The 18,407-nt window shown below is 69.1% G+C and carries 18 protein-coding genes; 8 read left to right on the top strand and 10 right to left on the bottom strand.

Features of this window, described 5'->3' with window-relative positions; all coding sequences use genetic code 11:
- Nucleotides 1-122: 122 nt before the first annotated feature.
- Nucleotides 123-593 carry an NTP transferase domain-containing protein gene (locus tag LVQ62_RS05155; RefSeq protein WP_370639672.1) on the top strand — a complete coding sequence of 157 codons (471 nt, stop codon included), beginning with the start codon at nucleotides 123-125 and terminating at the stop codon, nucleotides 591-593.
- Complete coding sequence (locus tag LVQ62_RS05150) at nucleotides 590-1,567, top strand: NAD(P)H-quinone oxidoreductase (RefSeq protein WP_233765950.1); 978 nt, start codon at nucleotides 590-592, stop codon at nucleotides 1,565-1,567. The genes LVQ62_RS05155 and LVQ62_RS05150 overlap by 4 nt, the downstream gene beginning before the upstream one ends.
- A gap of 26 nt (nucleotides 1,568-1,593) precedes the next feature.
- Here LVQ62_RS05150 and LVQ62_RS05145 read toward each other — a convergent pair whose 3' ends face one another.
- Genes LVQ62_RS05145 through LVQ62_RS05135 form a run of 3 tightly spaced genes read right to left on the bottom strand, consistent with a single transcriptional unit; the run spans nucleotide 1,594 to nucleotide 4,990 of the window.
- Entirely contained in the window at nucleotides 1,594-2,106 is a 513-nt protein-coding gene (locus tag LVQ62_RS05145) for an NUDIX domain-containing protein (RefSeq protein WP_233765948.1), read from the bottom strand.
- Nucleotides 2,107-2,109: 3 nt separating this feature from the next.
- Entirely contained in the window at nucleotides 2,110-3,294 is a 1,185-nt protein-coding gene (locus LVQ62_RS05140) for an AI-2E family transporter (protein WP_233765946.1), read from the bottom strand.
- A gap of 28 nt (nucleotides 3,295-3,322) precedes the next feature.
- Nucleotides 3,323-4,990 carry an FAD-binding dehydrogenase gene (locus LVQ62_RS05135; RefSeq protein ID WP_179483224.1) on the bottom strand — a complete coding sequence of 556 codons (1,668 nt, stop codon included), beginning with the start codon at nucleotides 4,988-4,990 and terminating at the stop codon, nucleotides 3,323-3,325.
- 100 nt (nucleotides 4,991-5,090) lie between these two features.
- On the opposite strand from LVQ62_RS05135, the gene LVQ62_RS05130 reads away from it, so the two are divergent.
- Nucleotides 5,091-5,903: a hypothetical protein gene (locus tag LVQ62_RS05130; RefSeq protein ID WP_233765944.1), complete on the top strand. Its 813-nt coding sequence runs from the start codon at nucleotides 5,091-5,093 to the stop codon at nucleotides 5,901-5,903.
- A gap of 30 nt (nucleotides 5,904-5,933) precedes the next feature.
- On the opposite strand, the gene LVQ62_RS05125 is transcribed toward LVQ62_RS05130, so the two are convergent.
- Both LVQ62_RS05125 and LVQ62_RS05120 read right to left on the bottom strand, forming a co-directional pair.
- Nucleotides 5,934-6,461: a hypothetical protein gene (locus tag LVQ62_RS05125; protein ID WP_233765942.1), complete on the bottom strand. Its 528-nt coding sequence runs from the start codon at nucleotides 6,459-6,461 to the stop codon at nucleotides 5,934-5,936.
- 61 nt (nucleotides 6,462-6,522) lie between these two features.
- Nucleotides 6,523-7,413, bottom strand: coding sequence for an alpha/beta fold hydrolase (locus tag LVQ62_RS05120; protein ID WP_233765940.1), 891 nt, complete (start codon nucleotides 7,411-7,413; stop codon nucleotides 6,523-6,525).
- A 28-nt stretch (nucleotides 7,414-7,441) separates the two neighbouring features.
- Between LVQ62_RS05120 and rraA the strand changes: the two genes are divergently transcribed.
- Nucleotides 7,442-7,918 (top strand): ribonuclease E activity regulator RraA, encoded by a 477-nt coding sequence (rraA, locus tag LVQ62_RS05115; RefSeq protein WP_233765938.1) that lies wholly within the window; start codon nucleotides 7,442-7,444, stop codon nucleotides 7,916-7,918.
- A gap of 76 nt (nucleotides 7,919-7,994) precedes the next feature.
- On the opposite strand, the gene LVQ62_RS05110 is transcribed toward rraA, so the two are convergent.
- Nucleotides 7,995-8,648, bottom strand: a complete 654-nt coding sequence (locus tag LVQ62_RS05110) for a histidine phosphatase family protein (protein WP_233765936.1) — start codon at nucleotides 8,646-8,648, stop codon at nucleotides 7,995-7,997.
- 148 nt (nucleotides 8,649-8,796) lie between these two features.
- Between LVQ62_RS05110 and LVQ62_RS05105 the strand changes: the two genes are divergently transcribed.
- Nucleotides 8,797-9,087: a hypothetical protein gene (locus LVQ62_RS05105; protein WP_233765934.1), complete on the top strand. Its 291-nt coding sequence runs from the start codon at nucleotides 8,797-8,799 to the stop codon at nucleotides 9,085-9,087.
- Nucleotides 9,088-9,152: 65 nt separating this feature from the next.
- Entirely contained in the window at nucleotides 9,153-9,848 is a 696-nt protein-coding gene (locus tag LVQ62_RS05100; RefSeq protein ID WP_179483232.1) for a histidine phosphatase family protein, read from the top strand.
- A 21-nt stretch (nucleotides 9,849-9,869) separates the two neighbouring features.
- On the opposite strand, the gene LVQ62_RS05095 is transcribed toward LVQ62_RS05100, so the two are convergent.
- Nucleotides 9,870-11,642, bottom strand: a complete 1,773-nt coding sequence (locus tag LVQ62_RS05095; protein WP_233765923.1) for a long-chain-acyl-CoA synthetase — start codon at nucleotides 11,640-11,642, stop codon at nucleotides 9,870-9,872.
- Nucleotides 11,643-12,639: 997 nt separating this feature from the next.
- Here LVQ62_RS05095 and LVQ62_RS05090 point away from each other — a divergent pair.
- Both LVQ62_RS05090 and LVQ62_RS05085 read left to right on the top strand, forming a co-directional pair.
- On the top strand, nucleotides 12,640-13,419 hold the full coding sequence (locus tag LVQ62_RS05090; RefSeq protein WP_233765921.1) for a sigma-70 family RNA polymerase sigma factor: 780 nt from the start codon (nucleotides 12,640-12,642) through the stop codon (nucleotides 13,417-13,419).
- 632 nt (nucleotides 13,420-14,051) lie between these two features.
- Nucleotides 14,052-14,588 carry a hypothetical protein gene (locus LVQ62_RS05085; protein ID WP_233765919.1) on the top strand — a complete coding sequence of 179 codons (537 nt, stop codon included), beginning with the start codon at nucleotides 14,052-14,054 and terminating at the stop codon, nucleotides 14,586-14,588.
- Nucleotides 14,589-14,670: 82 nt separating this feature from the next.
- Here the strand turns inward: LVQ62_RS05085 and LVQ62_RS05080 are convergent, their stop codons facing one another.
- The 3 genes from LVQ62_RS05080 to glmS all read right to left on the bottom strand — a co-directional run bounded on the left by LVQ62_RS05080 (nucleotide 14,671) and on the right by glmS (nucleotide 18,397).
- Nucleotides 14,671-15,447, bottom strand: coding sequence for a GAF and ANTAR domain-containing protein (locus LVQ62_RS05080; RefSeq protein WP_233765916.1), 777 nt, complete (start codon nucleotides 15,445-15,447; stop codon nucleotides 14,671-14,673).
- Nucleotides 15,448-15,498: 51 nt separating this feature from the next.
- Complete coding sequence (locus LVQ62_RS05075; RefSeq protein WP_233765914.1) at nucleotides 15,499-16,215, bottom strand: GAF and ANTAR domain-containing protein; 717 nt, start codon at nucleotides 16,213-16,215, stop codon at nucleotides 15,499-15,501.
- A 361-nt stretch (nucleotides 16,216-16,576) separates the two neighbouring features.
- The gene (gene glmS, locus LVQ62_RS05070) at nucleotides 16,577-18,397 is read right to left on the bottom strand and encodes a glutamine--fructose-6-phosphate transaminase (isomerizing) (RefSeq protein ID WP_233765911.1); all 1,821 of its coding nucleotides are present in this window, start codon (nucleotides 18,395-18,397) and stop codon (nucleotides 16,577-16,579) included.
- Nucleotides 18,398-18,407 lie beyond the last annotated feature (10 nt).

Genomic DNA, 18,407 nt, shown 5'->3' with positions numbered 1-18,407 from the left:
AAGGCATGGAGGGGCACACAGACTGTGTGGAAATGACAAGTGATTTATGTGTGGTGTGATTGCCCAGCTGCCTCTGATACCTGCATGCTGCTAGGTAGAAGTGTTGTTAATTATTTCCAGCCATGGGTATGCTTCAGAAGCGTTTGAGCTGTAGCATGGTTTGCAAGTGGTATGATACGACCCGGGACATCACCTGGGTGCGCGAAGAACCGGCGTTCGCGGGGCCCCTCGCAGCCCTGGCTGCCGGGCTCGCTGACGTCGCAACGCCGACCTTCGTCCTCCTCGGCGGTGATATGCCGTACGCCGCCCGCGCAGCCGTCGCGCTCTCCGGCCAGCTGTCGCACGCGCCGCACGACGTCGACGCCGTCCTCGCGCGGACCCCGGACGGACGGCCGCAGCCGTTGCTGCTGGCGGGTCGGACCGAACTGGCACGGGACGCCCTGCCGCCGGACCCGGTCGGCGCGTCCCTGATGAGTTGGGCCCGTCGGCTGCGCTGCTCGGCGTACGACGTGGACGACGCCGCGGCCCACGACGTGGACACCCCGCAGGACCTCGCGGGCCCGCCCGACGCCCCGACTACGGTCGAAGGATGAAGGCCATCACCCTCCCGAAATTCGGCAACGAAGACGTCATGACACTCGCCGACGTACCCGACCCCACCCCCGGCAGCGGCGAGGTCGTCGTCGAGGTTGCCGCCGCGGGCGTCAACCGCGCCGACCTGATGCAGCGCCAGGGTTTCTACCCGCCGCCGCCCGGCGAGTCCGAGATCGTCGGGCTCGAGGTGAGCGGGCGCATCGCCGAGCTCGGCGACGGGGTCGGGGGCTGGCAGGTCGGGGACGAGGTCTGCGCGCTGCTCGCGGGAGGCGGGTACGCCGAGCGGGTCATCGTCCCGGTGGGCCAGCTGCTGCCCGTTCCGGCCGGGGTGAGCCTGGTCGACGCCGCCGCTCTGCCGGAGGTGGTCTGCACCGTGTGGTCCAACGTCTTCATGGTCGCAGGGCTGAAGAGAGCCGAAACTCTTCTCGTGCACGGTGGTTCGAGCGGCATCGGCACGATGGCGATCCAGCTGGGGCATGCGTTCGGTGCGCGGGTGGCCACCACGGCAGGCTCGCCGGACAAGCTGGCCGCGTGCCGCGCCCTCGGCGCGGACATCCTCATCAACTACCGCGATCAGGACTTCGTGGACGAACTGGATGCCGCGACCGACGGCCACGGCGCCGACGTGATCCTCGACGGCATTGGCGCCAAGTACCTCCCCCAGAACGTCGAAGCGCTCGCCCCGCACGGCCGCCTGGTGACCATCGGGATGCTCGGCGGCGCCAAGGGCGAGCTCGACCTCGGCGCGCTGCTGCGCAAGTGGGGCACCGTGACCGCCACCGGTCTGCGTGCGCGACCGCGCGACGAGAAGGCGAAGATCGTGGCCGACGTCCGCGCGCAGGTCTGGCCGCTCATCGCCGACGGTCGTGTGCGGCCCATCGTGCACGAGCGGCTGCCGCTGGCCGAGGCGGCGCGGGCGCACCGGATCCTCGGCGAGTCCAGCCACATCGGCAAGGTCCTGCTCACGACCTGACGCCTTCCGTCGAGCGGAGCCGGGGCTCAGTCGTCCGCGACCAGGCCGCCCGGTTGCGGCGTCGTACGCGCCCGGAGGGCCCCTCGGAGGATCCGCTCGGTGGACTCGTCCGCCTCGCCCTGCGGCCAGTTCTCCGGGTCGACCCACTCGTAGCCGACGGCCTCACTCGCGACCCGCACCTTCGGCTCCCGGTCACATCGCACCCGGTAGATGACGTCGGCGATGCGCGTGCGGGGGTCGAAGACGGTCGCGAACGCGTCACCGGGCGTGATCCGCAGGCCGGTCTCCTCCCACACCTCCCGCACGACCGCCTCGCTCGGGTGCTCGCCACGGTCGATGTGACCGCCCGGCAGCGACAGACCGATGCGATGGGTCTGGCGCAGCGCGAGCACCCGACCGTCGTACTCGATGAGTGCGACCGCGCCGAACCCCCACGACGGCAGCACCGCCCGCGTCACGACGTGACTGGGTCCGGCCGGCAGCACGCGGTACGCACGCAGCGCCAATCGCCGCAACGGCCCGGGATGCGCGTGCGACATCGATCAGGCCCTCTGTTCGGGCTCGCGACTGTTGCGGATCGCCTTGATCCCGTTGTTCAGCACCGCCACGAGCGGCACGGCCACGAAGGCGCCGAACGCCCCGGCGAGCAGCGTGCCCGCCGTGACGGTCACCAGGATGGCGAGCGGGTGCAGGTCGACGGCCTTGCCCAGGATGATCGGATTCACGATGTTGCCGAAGAGCTGCACGATGAGCACCAGGACCACCGCCATCACGATCGCGGTCGCCACTCCCTTGGTGACCAGGGCGATGAGGCAGACGATCACCCCCGCGACGATGACCCCGATGAGCGGCACGAGCGAGCCGAGGAAGATCAGTACGGCGAGCGGCGCCACGAGCGGCAGCCCGGCGATCCACATCGCGGGCACCATCGCCAGGGCGTTGAGGCCGCCGAGGATCACGAGGCTGCGCATGTACGCCGTGAGCGTGCTCCATGCGGCCGCGCCGGCGGTCGCGACGTGGCCGCGGCTGTGGACGGGGGCGAGCCGGACCACCCAGCGCCACATCGAGCCGTTGTCCAGCAGCATGAAGAGCGTCGCGAAGAGGCAGAGCACCGCACCGGAGAGGATGCCGAGGGCCCCACTCGCCTGCGACGCGACCCCGGAGAGGATGTTGCCCTGGTTCTGGGCGAGGGTGTCGCCGAGGTGGGTCGTGTACTTGTCCGCCTGCTTGGGCGCGACGTGCAGCGGCCCGTAGACGAGCCAGTGCCGGATGGTCACCGCGGCGTCCTGCACCTGATTGACCAGCACGTCCTTCGCGTCCGCGATCTGTGAGAGCGCGTACCAGGTCAGGAAGGAGATGGCGGCGATCCCGAGCACGAAGACCAGGAACGCGGCCAGCGGGCGGGGCAGGCCGATCCTGCGCAGGACGCGAACGGCGGGCTCGAGCAGCGCGCACAGCATCACCGCGATGGCGATCGTCACGGTGACGAGGTAGACGTGCGTGAGCAGCGCGCCGATCGCGGCGATCGCGGCCAGGATCAGCAGCACGCACAGTGACCACCAGGCGGCGACCTGCACGCCGAAGCTGACGTCGTCGATGGGCCGTTTGTGGCCGTCGCCCGCACCGGACGCACCGTCGGTCAACTGCTCGGCGACTCCCTCGGGCTCGGCGGTCCGGGGCGCCTCCCCGTCACCGTGCGCCCACGGCGGGGCCCAGCGCGTCGTCATAGCGGGAGCATCCCACGCAGTGGCTCCGTCACCCGACGGCAGCCGCCGCGGCGCGCCCGGCGGCGCGGCCGGAGAAGATGCACCCGCCGAGGAAGGTGCCCTCCAGGGAGTTGTAGCCGTGCACCCCGCCGCCCCCGAAGCCGGCCGCCTCGCCCGCGGCGTACAGGCCCGGCACAGGTGCGCCGTCGTGCCCGAGCGCACGTGAGGAGAGGTCGGTCTGGATGCCGCCGAGCGACTTGCGGGTGAGGATGTGCAGCTTGATGCCGATGAGTGGTCCCGCCGCCGGGTCGAGGATGCGGTGCGGGGCGGCCACTCGCGCGAGCCGGTCGCCGCGGTAGCGGCGGGCGGCGTTGATGGCGGTGACCTGAGCGTCCTTGGCGTACTTGTTCGCCACCTCGCGATCTCGCGCCACCAGCTGCCGCTCGATCAGGTCGTGCTCCAGCAGCGGCTCGTCGGTGAGCTTGTTCATCCCGTCGACCAACTCGCGCAGCCCGTCGGCCACCACGAAGTCCGGCCCCTTGTCCATGAAGGCCTGCACCGGCGGCGGTGCCGCGGAGGTGACCCGGGAAGCGAGCGCGCGCAGGTCGCGGTCGGTGATGTCGGGGTTCTGCTCGGAGCCGGACAGGCCGAACTCCTTGGCGATGATCTTCTGGGTGACGATGAACCAGGAGTGGTCGTGCTCGGCGAGGTCGGGCGTCGTACGCAGGTGCCGCAAGGTGGACAGCGTGTCGAAACCCGGCCAGCAGGGCATCGGCAGCCGCCGCCCGAGGGCGTCGAACCACATCGGCGAGGGGCCGGGCAGGATGCGGATCGCGTGCTGGGGCCAGACGGGCGCGTAGTTGGCGATGCCCTCGGTGTAGTGCCACATCCGGTCGCGGTTGACGGTGCGGGCGCCGGCATCCTCGGCGACCTTGATCATCGCGCCGTCGACGTACGCCGGCACGCCGGTCAGCATGTGCTTCGGCGCGGTCCCGAGCCGCTGCGGCCACCACTCCCGAACCATGTCGTGGTTGCCGCCGATGCCGCCGGTCGTGACCACGACGGCCTGCGCGGTGAGCTCGAAATCGCCGACGACCTCCCTGCTGCTGGGAGCACCGCGTGGGGCGTCGTCGGGCGCGAGCACGTCGCCGCGTACGCCGGTCACCGCCCCGCCCTGCGTGACCAGCTCGGTCACCCGGTGCCGGTGGTGGAAGGTGAGCCGCCCGGCCTCGGCGGCCTGCAGGGCCGCGTCGACGAACGGTTTCACCACGCCGGTGCCCGTGCCCCAGGTGATGTGGAAACGAGGCACCGAGTTGCCGTGCCCGTCCGCGCGCCCGTCGCCGCGCTCGGCCCAGCCCACCAGCGCCAGCCAGCCCATGCCCTTGTCCTTCAGCCAGGAGCGCTTCTCACCGGCGGCGAAGTCGACGTACGCGCGGGCCCACTTCTGCGCCCAGGAGTCCTCATCGCCCAGCCGGTCGAACGCGGCGCTGCCCTGCCAGTCCTGCCAGGCCAGGTCGGCCGAGTCGTGCACGCCCATCCGACGCTGCTCGGGAGTGTCGATCAGGAAGAGCCCTCCGAACGACCACCAGGCCTGCCCGCCCAGGTTGGCGGCGTTCTCCTGCTCCACGACGGCCACCCGCTTGCCGGCCTCGACCAGCTCACCGGCGGCCACCAGGCCCGCGAGTCCGGCACCGACGACGATGACATCAGCATCCATGCCGCAAACCTACGTCGCGCGTGTCGCCGGTTCCCCGTTTCGGGCCGCGTCCGTGCCCGAAGATGCCCGGGCGGCCGCCCGGAAGCGCCAAGATGGGTGCGTGGCCGCCCCGACCCTTCCTGACGCGGTCGCCCAGCTGTACGCCGGGCCGCCAGCGGACTTCGTGCGCTCCCGCGACGCGCTGGTCGCTGCAGCGAAGAAGGCGCAGGACCCCGACCTCGCCAAGCAGATCAAGGCGCTGCGCCGACCGAGCGCCGCCGCGCACCTGATCAACCGGCTGAGCGCGTCGGGCGATCTCGGCGAGCTGGCCTCCCTCGGCGAACGGCTGCGGGCCGCGCAGTCGCAGCTGGACGCATCGGCCATGAAGACCCTGGGCGTCGAGCGTCACCAGCTGATCGACGACCTCACCGAGCGTGCCTGCGCCGAGGAGTCGACTGTGACGTCGGCCGTCCAAGAGCAACTGCGCGCCACCTTCACGGCCGCGCTCGCCGATCCGCAGGCGGGCCGGGCCGTCGAGAGCGGCGCGCTGGTGACGGCCCTCAGCTACAGCGGGTTCGGGGAGGTCGACCTGTCCGACGCGCTCGCGACTCCGCTGACGTTGCTGCAGGGAGGCAGGGGCGAGGACGCGCCCGACGGGGACGAGGCGGCATCGGACGACGACCGGCGCAGGACGGCCCGGCAGGACGCCGCGCGCCGGGCCGCCGCCGCTCGGTCGGCGCGCGAACAGGCCCGCCTGGAACGTGCCGAGGATGCCGTCGAGGCGGCTCAGCAGGCGGTCGACCGGGCCCAGGCCCGGCTGGACGAGGCCCGCTCGGCGGTGCGCGACGCCAAGGCCACACTGCAGCGGGCGCAGGCCGACCGGCGTACGGCGCAGGAGCGCGTGGCGCAGGCGGAGCAGGAGAGCGAAGAGTGACCGAGCTCGCCGCTCGGGGTCAGGCGAGCGTCAGCTGAGGACCTTGCCCTGGCAGTAGCTGACGAGGGCCTTGCTGTCGCGGTTGAGCGCGGCTCCGGAAGCGGTCTTGCCCGCGGAGCTCAGGGCGGCCAGCGTCTCCATGTCCTTGGAGACCGCGCCGATGTGCGCGGTGTAGGTCTTGTCCGCCGCGCTCTTGGTCGTCGTGCGGACCGCGGCGGCCGTGGTGCGGTAGTTCTCGGCGGCCGGCCGGATCACGCTGGACTTCTTGGTCAGCAGGGCGGCATTCCACCGGATGGTGGCGGCGGCGACGCGCGCGGTCGAGGTCACGCACGCCTTGCTGAGGGCGGTGTCGGCCGTCGAGGTGGGGCTGGGGGTGGTGGTGGAGGAGCTGCTCGGGCTCGGGCTCGGGGCCGACGACGAGGTCGAGGTCGTCGCGACCGCCGAGCTGCTCGCGGCGGTGCTGCCGCCGTCGTTGCACGCGGACAGAGCAAGCGTTCCGGCGATGGCGGCGAGGGGAAGGGCAGGCACAGCGATGGTGCGTCGCAGGGATCGGGACATGCCTCCACTGTGCACAGACGCGTCGTGCGCGGCCAAATCCGCGGCCTCAGGCCCCGGCGGGCTACCCCAGCCCAGGGCGGGCGTCCAGCCAGGTCAGGATCTGGCCGGCGGTCCAGTCCGGAAAATCGAACATCGGTGTGTGCCCTATGCCTTCGCCTTCTACGTAGGTCCAGGACGGGTTGCGCTTGGCGAGGGCGCGGGCCGAGCGCACATTGATGAGCTTGTCGTGGTCGCCGTGCAGCAGCAGCACGGGCTTCGCGATCCTGCCGACGACGCTGTAGTAGCGCTTGCGGTGGCCGAGCATGGTCAGCAACGACCGGCCGGCGACCTCGAAACTCGCGCCCGCGCCGCGTTGCGACATGCGGCGTTCGGACAGGCGCACGTGCCGCTCGATCAGCTCCGGGTCGATGTCGTCGTACCGGGTGGTCACCATGCGGATGGTGCGCTCCACCTCGTCCCGCACGGTGCTGGCCGCGAGCCGCTTGGCGGCGATGCGGGACAGGCCGGGCAGGGTGGTCATCGCGAAGTCCCTCACGACGTCGCGGTGCGGGTATCCCCGGAAGACGAGCGGGATGGCCGGGTCGATCAGGACGGCACCCGCCACGGCACCGGGGTCACGCGCGGTGAGCTGGGCGGCGAGCAGGCCGCCCATCGAGTTGCCCGCGACGATCGCCGGCCGACCGACCATCTTCGCCGTGAACCGTTGCAACAGCGCCAGATTCGCGGGGACCGCGGCGTCGCGGGGATGCACCTGGGTCAGGCCGAAACCACCGAGGTCGAGGCTGAGCACCGTGCCCCGCGCGGCGAGCATCGGCGCCACCGCTCCCCAGTTGTCGAGGGAGCCGCCGAGACCGTGCACGAGCACGAATGCCGGCCCGTCCGCGGGCCCCTCGTGCCGTTCGTAATGCACCCGCGTGCCGTCGAGATCCACATAGTCGTCGCTGCCCGTCACGTTCCCATCTAACCGGCATACTCCCCGCATGACCGAAGTCACCTGCACCGCAGATCTTTTCGATAAGCGTGGCGCGGAGCTCGACTCGTGCGAGCTGCAGCTGCGCCAGTACGGCGGTCGGGCGGCGTTCGCCGGCACCGTGGTGACGATCAGGTGCCTGGAGGACAACGCCCTGGTGAAGTCGACGCTGGCGTCGCCGGGCGAGGACAAGGTGTTGGTCGTCGACGGCGCGGGCTCGCTGCGTACCGCGCTGATGGGCGATCTCATAGCCGGATCCGCGGTCGAGAACGGCTGGGCCGGCGTGATCCTGCACGGCTGTGTGCGCGACGTCGTGGCGCTGCGGTCGCTCGATCTGGGGGTCAAGGCGCTCGGCAGCAATCCCCGCAAGAGCTTAAAGACCGGTGCCGGCGAGGTCGACGTGCCGGTGTCGTTCGGCGGCATCACGTTCCACCCCGGCGCGCAGCTGTGGAGCGACGACGACGGAATCCTCGTCACGCGGAGCTGACGGCCCGATGCGCGCGGTTGTCAGCGGATCTGTGGCGCCGACGCCACCTACCCGCTGACAACCGACGGGAAAGTCGTCAGCCGGCGCCGGTCGGGTCGGCCTCGGCGGTGTCGGGCAGGTCGTCCACCAGGCCGCCCGCCGGGGTCTTCTGCCACGAGACGAGTCGCCAGCCGGAGCTCTGGTCGCCCTCCAGGGTGACGATGCCGGTGTTGTCCAGCGGCTCCGCCGCCAGGTCGCCGGTGCCCGTGCAACGCAGGCCCGACCAGGTGCGGATGAGCGCACCGTGGCTCACCAGGACGGCAGACTCCAGGCCACGGTCGCAGACCGAACCAACCGCCGCATCAACGCGTTCGAGCATCTGATGACCGTCCTCACCACCGGGTGTGGACGCGTCCAGATCGCCGTCGCGCCACAGCTGCAGCGTCGTGATGTAGGCCGTGATGCTGGTCTCGTCGGTACGCCGCTCGAGGGCGCCCGCCTGCACCTCGAACACGCCGGGCAGCACCTGGACCGGGAGGCCGCGGGCTGCCGCCAGCGGCTGCGCGGTGAGCTGGGTGCGGGTGGCCTCGGAGGCGAAGACTGCCTGCACGTCCTGACCGGCCAGCGCCTCGACAAGGGCCTCCGCCTGGCGAGCGCCGAGATCGGTCAGGCCGGGTCCGGGGAGAAAGGTGTCCAGGGAACGCTCGACGTTCGCGGGGGTCTGTCCGTGCCGCACCAGCATCAACCGCATGCGCTCATCGTCGCAGGCGAGCCGGATCCGGCCGCGTGCGGACCGCGAGCACCAGGTCGATCCCGTTGATCGACAACGAAGTCGGCATCATCCCCGCGTCACCGGAACGGCACAGAAACCCCACAGACTGCGCCGCCAACCTCTGCTCATGAACACTTCTCCCTCCGCAGGCGCCACCACCACTTCCCTCTCGTTCAACCGGCTGCGCCGCACCCTTGCCGCCGTCGCCGCCGGCGCCGGCGTCGCCGTCGTCGGTGTCTCGGCGATGCCCGGCACGGCACACGCCGCCGGGGTCGCCACCGGCTACCGCTACGTGCCGGCGTCGTCGGACCGGGCCGCCTCCTCGGTCACGCCCACCTCGCTGCCCGCGCAGAACCTCGAGAACTCCGCCGTCCTGCGCTACACCGTGACCGCCGACGGGTCGCTGCGCCGCATCTGACCCGCGCTCAGCGGCACCCGGGTGTCTGCGGCGATGGCCGCGTGCCCGATGTCATCATCTGCCGTATGACGCGCTCGGTCTTCCTGGTCCGCCACGGGCAGGCGTCGTTCGGCAAGGCCGACTACGACCAGCTCTCCCCGATCGGGCGACAGCAGGCACGGGCGCTGGGCGAGTCCTTCGAGCGGCGGGAGTTCCGCCCGGACCGGATCGTCTGCGGGTCGATGAAGCGCCACCAGCAGACCGTCGCCGAGATCATGGCCGGTGCTCAGCTGGAGGACCTCGAGGTCGACAGCGACCCGGCCTGGAACGAACTGGACCACGTCGAGGTCATCACCGGCTACAAGCCGGCCTACCGCAACATGCTGGTCCTGAAGGCCGACATGGTCCGCACCCTGCGGCCGCGCGCCGCGTTCGAGGACATGTTCGTCAACGCGATCCTGCGCTGGGCGGGAGGGGAGCACGACGGCGACTACCGCGAGACCTTCGCGGCGTTCACCGACCGGGTCGCGGGCGCGCTCGACGGGCTGGCGGCGTCCGTGGAGGAGGGTGAGCGCGTGCTCGTCGTGTCCTCGATCGGCGTCATCGCCTGGGTGGTCACACGACTGCTCGGAGGTCAGACGGACCCGACCTGGCGCGAGCTGTCGATGGCCGGCTACAACACCGGTGTGACCCGCCTGCAGATCGACAGGTCGGGCCCACACCTGCTGACCTTCAACGAGATCAGCCACCTCGAGATCGCCCGGCTGCTCACCCACCGTTGACGACGCGTCGAGCGCACGCGGTCAGCGCAGCTTGGGCGCCTTGCCTGCCGCGACCTCGTCGGAGTACCCGTCGTAGAGCGGCACGTACTCCGCCTTGCCGAGCACGTAGACCTCGTCCTCGCCGGCGTCCTGGAATCCCTGGTCGCGCAGCTCGACCTTGCGGCTCTTGAAGGTGCTGGTGTGCTCCAGCGACGCAACCAGCCGGATGAAGAGCGGAACGGCGTACGGCGGGAGGCTGTCGATCAGGTGGTCGGCCATCGCCCGCCCGTCGAAGCTCGCGCCCTCGACGAGCTGCACGGCGGCCATACCGGCCTTGCCGTCGGTGCCCGGCACCTCGACGCCGTAGACCGAGCAGTCCTCGACGTCGTGCGCGTGCCCGAGCGCCGCCTCGACCTGGGTGGTAGCGACGTTCTCACCCTTCCAACGGAAGGTGTCGCCGACCCGGTCGACGAAGGCCACGTGCTGCATGCCCTGCTTGCGCACCAGGTCGCCGGTGTTGAACCAGCAGTCGCCGCTCTTGAACCCGTTGCGCACCAGCTTGCGCTCGGACGCGTCGTCGTCGGTGTAGCCGTCGAACGGCTGCCGGTCGGTCACCTTCGCCAGGAGGAGCCCGACCTCGCCGACCCGCACCGTCTCCAGGCGGCCGCGCGCGTTACGACGCGGCTCGCCGGTCTCGTTGTCGTAGGCCACGACCTTGTGCGGCAGTGGGCACATGCCGGCCGTCTCGTCGACGTCGAGCGCGTTGATGAAGGCGATGTTGCACTCGCTGGCGCCGTAGAACTCGGCGATGCGCTTGATCGCGAAGCGCTCCTGGAACTCCTTCCAGATGTCAGCGCGCAGACCGTTCCCGACGATGACGCGGATGTGGTGCCGGGTGTCGTCCGGGGACGGCTTCTGGGCGAGCAGGTATCGGCACAGCTCGCCGATGTAGACGAACGACGTTGCGTCGTACTGGCGTACGTCGTCCCAGAACCTGCTGGCCGAGAACTTCGGCGCGACCGCCATGGCCGCACCCCCGTGCAGGACGGCGCCGAGCGCGACCGTTACGGAGTTGTTGTGGTAGAGCGGCAGGGAGCAGTAGAGCGTGTCCTCGCCGTTCAGCCGGACGCCGAGCGCGCCCAGGCCGCCGTACGACTTCAGCCAGCGGAAGTGGCTCATCACCGATGCCTTCGGCATGCCCGTGGTGCCCGAGGTGAAGATGAAGTACGCGCGTTCGTTGGCGACGATCTGGGTGGTGATCTTGGGGTCGTCGCTGGAGGCGCCGGCCGACATCTGCTTCAACTCCGACATCGTCATCACGTGCTGGGAGTCGACGATGTCGCCGGCGGTCGCGAGGTCGTCGCGCAGGTCGTCGCCGATGACGACCACGCGCGCCCCGAGGATGCCGATGCTGTGCGCGAGCACCTCGCCGCGCTGGTTGTAGTTGAGCAGTCCCGCCACCGCGCCGAGCTTCACGACCGCCAGCATCACCAGCAGGTTCTCGATGTCGTTGGCGGCCATCAGGCCGACCACGTCGCCGCGCTGCACGCCCTCGCCGATCAGGGTGTACGCGTACCGGTTGATCTGCGCGTTCGCCTCGCCATAGGTCACGACGCGATCACCGCCCTTGAGGAACGGGCGGTCCGGGTGCGCCGCCGCCTCGTCCTGGAAGACCGAGCCGATGGACATCACGGCGGTCGGCTTGAGGGTCAGGCCCGGACCCTTGGTGATGGTGTGGCGCAGCTCGGGGAGCGCGCGCAGGCTGCCCTTGGCGAAGTCGAGGAGGGTGACACGCTGACGAGTGGTGGTGCTCATGAAATTCCTTCGCGAGACGCGGGGCCGGGTGCTGGGTTACGGACGAGTAACCTAATCGATGTTAGCTGGATCACTCTGACATGGCGACCTGTCCCGCACCTCGCAGCTGCGGTCAACACTCGCCCGGCCCGCATTTCCGACCCGTCGACTGCGCATGTCGCGCCCAGATCACCGAAGCTTCGGGTGACGTCCGGTGCACCCGACAAGGCAGCCGCCGTGAACTAGGGCACGGGCGTCCAGGTCTTCCATGCGGTGACCCTCATCCCCGTGGTCACCCCACGGTCCAGGCCGAGTCCCGAGCTATGCCGGATCGCAGGACACCGGGTAAGGGCAGGGACTACGTGTCGCCACCTCGCACGGGGCGGCGTATCGCCCCCAGACCATGGCGGCCCTCTCAGCTGCCCCGCTGACGCGGTCGGTGAAGACCTCGGCGAGATCACCGATCGCGGCGAGCTGACGGTCGATGTTTGGTCGACCGTCAGCTCACCCGCACGCAGCCGACAATCTGTCCCGGCATGTCTAGACCCCAGGACGGAAGTGTGCAGCGAGGCCGGAAGGGGCTTGAGAGTCACGGAATTTCGCCACCAGCCGACGTACGGCCCCCTGCAAGTTCTCCTGCCGGCCCGGTGAGGGCACGGGTAGAACGAGGTTGACGGGAGCCTTACCCGACCTATGCTGGTGCGGCCGTGTCGTGATCAGACGCGCGACTCTTCCTTGCCCTGGACCCGGCAACGCTTCACATGACAGCAAGCGGTGGGCCGGGCCTCTCAGGTAACAGATCGTGCGGACGAAAGTCCCGCAGGTCACCTGTCCGTCTCACTCGCAGATGACGTTGACAGTCCTGAAGAAATGACGAGTTCTCATGGTTGTTTGCTCACGCGTTAAGAACGGTACGGCGGGTCGAGTCGAAGACCGCACGGACGCGACTGATGTCCTGAGTGGGTCCACGGTGAGGCGCCCATCATCGGGGAGGGCCCTGGATGGTGGTGAGTCCTGGGTGTACGAGGACACGACCACCGAGGAACTCCTGACCCAGGCACGCCGCACACCCGCGGAGTCGGTTGCCAAGGCCCTGCGGGCCATAGCCATCGAAAGGAACGCAGGGCTCACTCGTTCGATCGCTCGGCGTTACGCCGGCCGGGGAATCGAGACTGAGGATTTGGTGCAGGTGGCCGCGTTGGCTTTGGTGCTTGCGGCCAGCAGGTTCGACCCGCAACGTGGGAGCGCTTTCTCGGCGTACGCCCGAATCACGATCGCGGGAGAGCTCAAGCGTCACCTGCGTGATCATGCGTGGGCTGTGCGCCCACCGCGGGCGCTGCACGACGCCCACTTCGAGATGGCACAGGCAGTCCAGGACCTGTCGCAGTCGTTGGGCGCTATGCCCACCCGCTCCGACCTCGCAGCTGCGTTGAACACCACCGTTGACCAGGTGCGTAAAGCACAAGAGGTTGCGTCGTCTTTCAGTGCGGCGTCGTTGGATGTCTTGCTGGTTGAGCGCCCGGACAGGTCACCGGGGGGTGAGTTGAACGTCGGCTCGGTCAGTAGCGTGGACGCGCTGGTGACCCGCATCGCCTTACAGGAAGGTGTGCGGTCGCTGGGCCCACGAGATCAGCTCATCCTGCGGCTGCGATTCGAAGAGGATCTGACTCAGATCCAGATCGGGCGACGGGTGGGCCTTAGCCAGATGCAGGTATCGCGCCGGCTCGCCGCGATCGTCAAACTCCTGCGGACCAGCCTGACGGGCGCCGACGGTCACCAGCTGTCGGCAGCTGGATAACGAGCGTTTGACGCCCCTTGAGGGTTGGTAGAAGATTCTCTACACCGAGTCGTCGCACGTGCGCAGATGACCTTGCGCCGGTCGACACACCGAACGGCCCCAGACCCCGGCTGCCTTGAACAGCTATGCCGAGGACGGCCGTCATGAGCCACGATCAGTTAAGTGCCCCGCCCCTCACCACCGGCCGCGCGACGTCGCAGGCAATGGCCGATGACTGCTCGCGCGGCTTTCCCCCATCCACCAAGGCCGGGTTCGGGCCGCTCTGAGTGGAGCCGACCTGCAGCACCTGGACGTCGCCGACGTGTCCGATCTGTGCGATCGGGTGGCTGGTCTGATCACCTTCACCGAATACCAGGGCAGAGCCCGCGCACGCCGGCGCCGCACCTCAGCCCGCTGAGCCCCGCCGTTCACCCGTCGCGAGTCTGGCGACCTGGCCATGGACGACTCATTGAGCGGCCGTTGTGCCTGGTGGCACAGCTGATGCCGAGTACTACGAAACCGCAACACCATGAACGGTTAGGCCTCGTTGTTCGCTACGGGGCGCCGGACGCCGCCGTGTAAGGACGACACCTGTGGCTGCGGGTCATCCCTACTTCTCTTCTTCATTCGCCCACTACAGAAAGCTGGACCGCATGCCTGCCTCCACCAACCTCATCTCCAGAGCCGCGCACGATCTGTCCCTTGCCACGTGGTTCGGCGGTTCCTTGATGGGGGCTGTCGGTCTGAACGGTGCGACCGCCAAAGCTAAGGACCCCTCCGAACGGCTGCGGCTGTCCACCCTGGGATGGGCGCGCTGGACCCCGGTGCAGATCGCCGCAGCTGCAGTGCACACCGTCGGCGGCATTGGCCTGATCGTCGGTAACCGTTCTCGTGTGGCCAAGGACCCCGGCTCGCAGGCCAACACGATCGCCAAGACTGTGATCACCCTGGCCGCGATGGGCGCTACCGGGTACTCCGGCTACCTCGGAACCAAGATCGGCAAGCACGCCGACGAGGGCGGCGCTGGGGCGACCGAACCGTCGGTATCCGCGTCCACGGAGCTGGCCTCGGCGCAGAAGCAACTTGCGGTCGTTCAGTGGGTCATCCCGGCGTTGACCGGTGTTCTCGTCGTCCTCGGGGCCCAGCAAGGTGAGCAGCAGCGCGGTCTGCGCGGCCTGCTCGACACCTGAGCTGGTCGATCACTGCCCGAACGGGCCGCGCCCTGGTGGGGCGCGGCACGTTGACGGTTGCTGGACTAGGCGATGTCGTTTTTCACGCGGAGGACCCGGGCGTGGCTTTGGGTCCCGGCCTGGTCCCCGTTGATGGCGCGGACGATCGTAGTTGGGCCGGCTTTAAGGTGCCGTCGATGACCTGGCGAGCTATCTGCGCCAGGGGCTGGCCGCTGCGGCGCGCGTAGCTGCGCATCGCGGTAAACGCATCCGAAATGGGTACGTCGTGTTGTGCGGCGAGCATGCCCTTGGCCTGCTCGATCACGATGCGACTGTTGAGAGCTCCCTGAAGCTGCTCGGCCAACAGCTGGTGCTCTTGAATGGCGCGTTCTTGCAGAAGTCCGATGGTGGCGATGTCGGCCAAGCCCTGAGCCAGGGCCAGGTCGCGGTCGGACAGGTGCCCAGGTCGGGTCAAGAACAGGTTGAGCCCGCCAATGGTCTGATCGCGCAAGCGCATGGGGATGGCGTGCACGGAGCTGAAGGTGCCGGCCTGCACCTGGGCGGCGAACGCGGGCCAGCGCTGGCCGACCTCGGCTTGGTCGATGTTGGTCATGGGCAGTCCAGTGCGGTACACGTCCACGCAGGGTCCCTCGTTGTGTTGTAGCTCGAAGAGCTCCAGGGTGCGCGTCTCAACAGATGAAGAGGCCAGCAGCTGCAGGTTTCCGCGCTGGTCGGCCAGCATCAAACCGGCCGCGTCGGCCTGCAGCAGGTCCACAGCGGTGCCGGTCAGGGTGTGCGCAAAGTCGATCAGGTCGAACTCGGACACCAGGGTGTCGGCCAGCTCGACGAAGGCATCCAAGAGGCGCTGCTGGGTGACCATGCTGATCCAACTTTCATACAGGACGGACTGACGGCAAGCGGCGACGACGCATCAATCATCGTCTTGATCGACAGGGTGAAACCGGATGGTGGAAGCAAGGACATCGCAGGCCACCGCCGTGATGCTGCGATCGGTGCGATAGGCCCGGGCGCGCAGCAACATCAAAGCTGCGGCCATGCTGACCTCGGCCTGCACAGCAATCATCCCGGTCGCCTGGTGCACCTGGGCTCGACCCAGCCCCGCTACCACCAGATCGGGGTGCAGCACGTCGCCGGCAGGCATCTGTGCCTGCAAGTCCAGCAAGATCTGGGTGGCGACGTCCGAGAACGCCAGCGCCTGCGACACGCACTCGGGCGTTAGAACCCCGGGGGCGTCGCGGTAGAGCGACAGCACTCCCAACCGAATCGAGCCGATGTGAAGGGGGAACGCGAATACCGCCTCGATACCCGCGGCTAGTGCCGCCGGGACGAACCCGGTCCACCGGTTGGGTCCGGCCCGGCGCAGCTGTGGCTGTAAGACGGGCCGGCCCAGGGCTGAGGCGTCCACGCACGGACCTTCACCCAGGGTGAACTGCAACTCCATCAGCGTGGTCGCCACCGCGTCGGTCGCGGCCACCACTTCCTCTGGCCCATGGGCACTCATGAGGGACATCCCCACCCCGGTCACCGGCACCGACGCGGCGCACGCCGCGCACAGCGCCTGCGGCAACGTGGCAACTCCCCGGTCGGTGCTGGCCAGGTCACGCAAGATCCGCTGAATCGAGTCCATCGCCACCTCCCCACCCAGCTTGTTGTCTTAACAACCGACTCCGGGTCTAGGGCCGTCGCGATGTAGACCACAACGATAGACCCGACTTGATGCAGGAGTCTGTGACTGCCATCCGCACCTTCTGACCGCGTACTCGGGCCGCGTCTCCAGTGTCGTTCTGGGGTGTACCCAGAGACGATCACTCCACGAAATGATGCAGCGTGCCGACTGAATGCGCAGCCTGGACGCGCTATCTAGCTCTATCTAGCAAATAATTTATAACTTGGACATGACGAGTTGAAGTTTGGTCACCCCTGCTGCCGTTCGGTGCCAATGTTGAAGGAGTGATCCAGGTAGTCCTCGCCGCGAATCGTGAGGCAGGTCACTCCACGGTGACGGACTTGGCCAGGTTGCGGGGACGGTCGATGTCCCGGCCCAACGCCGCCGCCGCGTGATAGGCCAGCAGCTGCAACGGGATCGTCAGCACGATCGGGTCCAGCTCGACCTCGCCGTGCGGTACGACGATCCGCTCGGCCGCGAGGTCGCCGAACTCCACGCCGGGGTGGGTGACGGCGATGACCGGACCGCTGCGGGCAGCGATCTCGTGCAGGGCGCCCAGGTTGCGCTCGACCAGTTCGTCGTCGGGCACGATCGCCACCGTCGGCATCTGCGGTGAGATCAGCGCGAGCGGCCCGTGCTTGAGTTCGCTCGCCTGGTAGGCCTCCGCGTGCTGGTAGCTGATCTCCTTCAGCTTCTGCGCGCCCTCGCGCGCGACGGCGTACCCGCGCACTCGGCCGATGAAGAACGACGACGGAGACTGCGCCAATCCCTTGGCGACGACGGCGATCTCGTCCTCGCTGTCCAACACCTGCTGCACCTGACTGGGCAACGCCCGCAGCCCAGCGACGATGCGCGCACCGTCGGCGTAGGACAGGTCGTGCACCCTGCCGAGCAGCAGCGCCAGGAGCGCGAACCCCACTCCCATGTGGGTGAGGACCTTGGTGGATGCAACGCTCACCTCGGGCCCGGCGTGCAGGTAGATGCCGCCGTCGCACTCGCGGGCAATCGACGAGCCGACCACGTTGACCAGCCCCACGACGCGGCCGCCCTTGCGCTGGATCTCGCGGACGGCGAAGAGGGTGTCGGCGGTCTCGCCGGACTGACTCACCGCGACGTAGAGGGTGTCCGGCTCGACGATCGGATTGCGGTAGCGGAACTCCGAGGCCGCCTCGGCGTCCGCCGGGATGCGCGCCAGGTCCTCGATCATCGACGCGCCGAGCTGTCCGATGTAGAAGGAGCTTCCGCAGCCGATCGCCTTGACCCGCCTGAAACCGCGCAGTTCCCGGGCGTCGATCCCCAGGCCGTCGAGTCGTGCGGTGGCGAACCGGTCGTCCAGCCGGCCGGACAGCATCCGCTCCAGCGAGGTCGGCTGCTCGTGGATCTCCTTGTGCAGGAACGTGTCGTGGCCCTCCAGCTGCAGCTCGTCCGCCCGCAGGGTCAGCTCCTCGGGCTGCTTGGAGGTGCGCGCGCGGTCGGCGGTGAAGGTCTCGTACCCGCCGGCCGTGACGATGGCCAGCTCCCCGTCGTCCAGGTGGACGACCTGCGAGGTGTGCCGGACGAGCGCCGACGCGTCCGAGCCGACGAACATCTCCCGGTCACCGATGCCGATGATCAGGGGCGAACCCTGGCGGGCGACCACGATCCGGTCGGGCAGCTGAGCGTCCAGGACTGCGACGGCGTAGGTCCCGGTGATCCGCTGCAACGCCTTGATGACCCGGTCCTCCAGGGCGGGTGCCTCGGAGCGGCCGATGAGGTGCGCGAGCACCTCGGTGTCGGTGTCGGAGGTGAACTGCACTCCGTCCGCTTCGAGCTCGCTGCGCAGGGCGGTCGCGTTGTCGATGATCCCGTTGTGCACGAGCATGATCCGCCCGTCCGCGCTGCGGTGCGGGTGCGCGTTCGCCTCGGTCGCCGGACCGTGGGTGGCCCATCGGGTGTGACCGATCCCGACCTTGCCGGACAGCCGCTTGGGCAGTGCGGCCTGCAGGTCGCGGACCCGACCCACCGCGTGGGCGACCTTCGGCCCCGACCCGGTCAGCACCGCGATGCCGGCTGAGTCGTAGCCGCGGTACTCCAGCCGCGTGAGGCCCTCCAGCAGGATGGGCGCCGCCTGCTCCGATCCGACGTATCCGACGATTCCGCACATGTTGCTCAGG

The sequence above is a fragment of the Allobranchiibius sp. GilTou73 genome, from assembly GCF_021391335.1.
In the GTDB taxonomy this organism is placed as follows: Bacteria; Actinomycetota; Actinomycetes; order Actinomycetales; family Dermatophilaceae; genus Allobranchiibius; species Allobranchiibius huperziae.
Note: the sequence above shows the minus strand (reverse complement) of the source record. Positions and strands in the feature narration are given on the sequence as shown.